This is a genomic window from Corallococcus terminator, from assembly GCF_049194865.1.
In the GTDB taxonomy this organism is placed as follows: Bacteria; Myxococcota; Myxococcia; order Myxococcales; family Myxococcaceae; genus Myxococcus; species Myxococcus terminator_A.
This window is the reverse complement of sequence record NZ_JBLZWL010000102.1, coordinates 1-5,274: the sequence shown is the minus strand read 5'-3', so window position 1 is coordinate 5,274 and position 5,274 is coordinate 1. Positions and strand designations below refer to the sequence as shown.

2 protein-coding genes are annotated in these 5,274 nt (G+C 69.6%); both read left to right on the top strand.

Annotated elements, in window-relative coordinates; translation table 11 throughout:
* On the top strand, positions 1–4,062 hold a 4,062-nt coding region (locus tag ACN469_RS30820; RefSeq protein WP_498773658.1), incomplete at its 5' end, for an amino acid adenylation domain-containing protein.
* An 8-nt stretch (positions 4,063–4,070) separates the two neighbouring features.
* A partial coding sequence (locus ACN469_RS30815; protein ID WP_498773656.1) for an aminotransferase class I/II-fold pyridoxal phosphate-dependent enzyme occupies positions 4,071–5,274 on the top strand: 1,204 nt, incomplete at its 3' end.

Sequence of the window (5,274 nt, the reverse complement as noted above, 5' to 3'; positions counted from 1 at the left end):
TTCAGCGTGGGGCGGCATTCCCCGCTGTCGGAGCTGAGCCTCCAATACGTGGACTACGCCGTCCAACAGCGCGAGTGGCTCCAGGGAGATGTCCTGGACCGTCAGCTCGCCTGGTGGAAGCAGCAGCTCGAAGGGGCCCCCGCCTCATTGGAGCTGCCCACCGACCGTCCTCGCCCCCTGGATGCTCGCAATCCGGGCACGGTGCTCAAGGTGGAGTTCTCCCGGGAGCTGACCCGGGGACTCGTGAGCCTGTGCCAGCGAGAGGGCGCCACGCTGTTCATGGGATTGCTCGCGGGGCTCCAGGCCCTGCTGTCGCGGTACTCGGGGCAGGATGACATCTGCGTGGGTGCGCCCATCGCGGGCCGCCAGCAGATGGAGACCGAGGAACTCATCGGCTTCTTCGTGAACACGCTGGTGCTGCGCACGAAGCTGGACGGAGACCCGACGTTCCGCGAGCTGCTGGGACGCGTGCGCGAGACGACGCTGGGCGCATACTCGCATCAGGACGTGCCCTTCGAGAAGCTGGTGGAGGTGCTCCAGCCGGAGCGCCTGCCGGGACACACGCCGTTCTTCCAGGTGGCGATGGTGTTGCTCAACACCCCGCCCATGGAGCTGGCCACGCCGGGGCTCTCCTTCGAGCACGTGGACGTCGACAGCGGCACGTCCAAGTTCGACTTCACGTTGATGCTGCGCGAGACGCCCACCGGCCTCACCGGGACGCTGGAGTACCGCACGGACCTCTACGAGCCCGCGTCCGCCGAGCGCCTCGTGGCGCACCTGCAACGGCTCCTCGAGGGCGCGATCGCCAACCCGCTCCAGCGCGTCTCCGGACTGCCGCTCGTCTCCGACGCGGACCGGCGGTTGGTGCTGGAGGCCTGGAACACCTCCGTGACGGGACCGCGCTGGGAGGTCTGCGCGCACGAGCTGGTGGAGGCGCAGGCGGCGAGGACACCGGAGGCGGTGGCGGTGGTGTTCGAGGGGCAGCGGCTGACGTACGCGCAGCTGGAGAGGCGAGCGAATCAGCTGGCGTGGCACCTGGGAGCGGCGGGTGTGGGAGCGGGGGACAGGGTGGGGCTGTGCATGGAGCGCTCGCTGGAGCAGCTGGTGGGGGTGCTGGGGATATTGAAGGCGGGAGCGGCGTACGTGCCGTTGGACCCGAAGTACCCGGCGGAGCGGCTGGGGTACATGGTGGGGGATGCGAAGGTGGTGAGGGTGCTGACGCAGGTGAGTCAGCGAGGGGCCTTGCCGGAGAGGGCGCGCGGGCTGGCGCTGTGCGTGGACGAGGAAGCAGGGGAGGTGGGGAGGCGGCCGGACATGACGCCCCCGAGGGCGGTGCCACCGGGAGGCACCTGCTACGTGGTGTACACGTCAGGGAGCACGGGGAAGCCGAAGGGGGTGGCGCTGTCACACGCGGCGCTGTGCAACCTGCTGCTGTGGCAGCGGGCGCACTCGGTGAAGGCGGAGGCGACGACGCTGCAATTCGCGTCGCTGAGCTTCGACGTGTCCTTCCAGGAGATTTTCTCGACGTGGAGCGCGGGCGGGACGCTGGTGGTGCCGCCCGCGGCGCTGAGGCAGGACGTGCCGGCGCTGCTGGACTTCATGGTGAGCCACCGGGTGGAGCGGTTGTTTCTGCCCTTCGTCGCGCTGCAAGCGTTGGCGGACGCGGTGGCGCACGGGGCGAGCGTGCCGTCGTCGTTGAGGGAGGTGGTGACGGCGGGAGAGCAGCTGCAGGTGACGCCCGCGGTGGTGGCCTTCTTCGAGAAGCTGCCGGGGTGCGTGCTGGAGAACCAGTACGGCCCGTCGGAGACGCACGTGGTGAGCGCGCACCGGCTGAAGGGGCCACCTGCGAGCTGGCCGAGGCTGCCGCCGATAGGGGTGCCGCTGCCGGACACGAAGCTGCTGGTGTTGGACGGGCAGGGGCGGCTGTGTCCGATAGGAGTGGCGGGAGAGCTGTACATCGGCGGAGCGCAGCTGGCGCAGGGGTACCACGAGAGGGCGGAGCTGACGGCGAGGCGCTTCGTGCCGGACGGGTACGCGAGGGAGGCGGGGGCGAGGCTGTACCGGACGGGAGACAGGGCGAGGTGGAGGGGGGACGGGGTGGTGGAGTTCCTGGGCCGGTTGGACGCGCAGGTGAAGGTGAGGGGCTTCCGGGTGGAGTTGGGGGAGGTGGAGGCGGCGCTGAGGGAGTTGCCGGGGGTGAGGGACGCGGCGGCGGGGGTGCATGAGGACGCGCCGGGGGACAAGCGGCTGGTGGGGTACGTGGTGCTGAGGGCGGGAGCGGCGTGGGAGCCGGAGGTGCTGAGGGAGGCGCTGGCGAGGAAGCTGCCGGAGCACATGGTGCCGCCCGCGTTGATGAAGCTGGAGGCGCTGCCGCTGACGCCGAGCGGGAAGCTGGCGCGAGGCAAGCTGCCGGCGCCGGACGTGGAGAGCCTGCGTGGCGCGGCGCCCTTCGTGGCCCCGCGCGGTGCGATGGAGGCGCGGTTGGCGGAGGCGTTCGCGGCGGTGCTGAAGCTGCCGCGCGTCAGCGTCACCGACAGCTTCTTCAGCATGGGCGGCCACTCCCTGCTGGCGACGCAGCTGGTGTCCCGGCTCCGGTCCCAGCTCAAGGCGGAGGTCCATCTCAAGACGTTGTTCGAGGCGCCCTCCGTCGCGGCGCTGGCCCGGCGCATCGAGTCCGCGCCTCGCGAGCCGCTGAGCGTGCTGCCGCCGCTGGTGCGTGCGTCGCGCGACTCACTCCCGCCGCTGTCCTACTCCCAGGAGCGACTGTGGCGGTTGTTCAAGGCGAACCCCACGTCCACGGCCTACAACCAGCCCGCGGCCTATCGGTTCAAGGGCGCGCTGAACGTGGAGGCGCTCCTCGCCGCGGTCCAGGGCCTGGTGGATCGCCATGCGTCGCTGCGCACCACCTTCAGCGAGGAGGACGGCAGGCCGGTGCAGAAGGTCGCCGAGTCGATGCGAATCGACCTGCCGCTGGAGGACTTCCGGGGCCGGGAGGACGCGGAGACGGAGCTGCTCCGGCGCATCGCGGAAGATGCACGCCGGCCCTTCGACCTCACCCAGGGGCCGCTCGTGCGCGGCTCGCTCATCCGGCTGGCGGATGACGAATACCTGTTCATCTTCAGCAAGCACCACATCCTCTCGGATGGCTGGTCGGAGAGCATCATCACCCGCGAGGTGGTGCACCTGTACTCGGCCTTCGCGCGGGGCGAGACGCCCACGTTGCCGCCGCTCGACATCCAGTATCCGGACTACGCGGCGTGGCAGCGCCGGTGGCTCTCCGGCGCGGAGCTGGAGACGCGGCTCGACTACTGGCGGGGCGCCCTGGCCAAGGCCCCGAAGCTGCTGAACCTCCCCGTCGACAAGCCCCGGCCCGCCACCCGCACGTTCAACGGCACGTCGATCTCCGTCTCGCTGGGCCGCGCGCGCAGCGACGCCCTCAACCTGCTGTGCCAGCGGGAGCGGGTGACGCCCTTCATGGCGCTGCTGTCGCTCTTCGGCACCCTGCTGTGCCACCGGGCGCGCCAGGAGGAGCTCGTCATCGGCTCGCCCATCGCCAACCGCGCGCTGCCGGAGCTGGAGTCGCTCATCGGCCTCTTCGTCAACACCGTGGCCCTGCACGTGGACCTGCGCGGCAACCCGAGCTTCCGCCAGCTCCTGTCGCGGGTTCGCGACGTCACGCTCGGCGCCTACGCGCACCAGGAGGTGCCTGTCGACCAGGTGGTGGACACCCTCGTCCCCCAGCGACAGCTGAATCGGGCGCCGCTCTTCCAGGTGATGTTCGTCCTCCAGAACACGCCCATGGAAGCGCTGGTGCTCCCGGAGCTGACCCTGGTCCCCATGCCCGCGGACCGGGGCGCGTCCATCTACGAGCTGACCCTGTCGCTGCAGGAGCGCGCGGATGGCTTCTCCGGCTTGCTGGAGTTCAACACCGACCTCTTCGAGCCCGACACGCCCAGACGTCTCCGCGATGCCTTCACCGTGCTCCTCGAGCGGGTGCTGGCGTCGCCAGACATGGCGGTGGGAATCGATGCGGTGGTCCCCGGATTCGCAGTGCAGGAGTGAGCGCCGTCATGGAACTCAAGAATCGCTATCGCAACACGGAGTCGATGATTGGCCACGGCAATCCATCCTTCACCGCCGCGAAAGAGGCGGGGCTGCTGGACTTGTCCGTGCACAACACCGGACGCGGCTCGCTCGCACTGCCGGATGGCCGCGAATTCCTCAACACCTGCTCGTGCTCCTACCTGGGGCTCGATTCGCACCCGGACGTGCTCCAGGGCGCCATCGACGTCCTCCTGCGCGAGAAGACGATGACCATGTCCATCTCCCGCCTGCGCGTGCGGCTGGCGGACCTGGATGCGCTGGAGGAGGAGCTCACCCACCTCTGGCGCGCGAAGACGGTGGTCACCAACTCCGCCAGCTCCGCGAGCGCGGGCCTCCTGCCGCTCATCGCCTCCGGACACCTGCTGCCGGATGGACAGAAGCCCATCCTCGTCTTCGACAAGTCCGCGCACTTCTCGATGAACCTCATCAAGCCCATCTGCGCGGATGAGACACACGTCATCACCGCGCCACACAACGACCTGGACTTCCTGGAGGACCTCTGTCGCAAGCACGCGCGCGTCGCGTACGTCGCGGATGGCTTCTACTCGATGGGCGGCGTGGCCATCGTGAAGGACCTGTTCGCCCTCCAGGACAAGTATGGGCTGTTCCTCTACTTCGATGACTCCCACTCGCTCACCATCTACGGCGGCGCGGGTGAGGGCTACGTGCGCGCGATGATGGGCGGAGAGGTCAACGCACGCACCATCATCATCGGCTCGCTGGGCAAGGGCTTCGGCACCGCGGGCGGCGCCGTCATGCTCGGGCCGCGGCAGCACGCGGACCTGGTGGGACGCTTCGCGGGGCCGCTCGGCTGGTCGCAGAGCCTGGCCATCCCCGCCATTGGCGCGAGCCTGGCCTCCGCGCGCCTCCACGGCACCCCGGAGCTGGCCGTGCGACAGAAGGCGCTGCGCGCCAACGTGCGCTACTTCGACGAGCGGGTGCGCACCCGGACCGCGGGCGAGGACTTCCCCATCAAGATCATCGACGTGGGGCCCGAGTCGGTCGCGGTGGAGTACTCGCGCAAGCTGATGGAGCGCGGCTTCTACTCGTCGGCGGTGTTCTTCCCCATCGTCCCGAAGGGGCGGGCGGGGCTGCGCATCATGATTCGCTCCAACATCTCTCCCGAGGACCTCCGACGACTCTGTGACGTCGTCCTGGAGCTGACCTCCC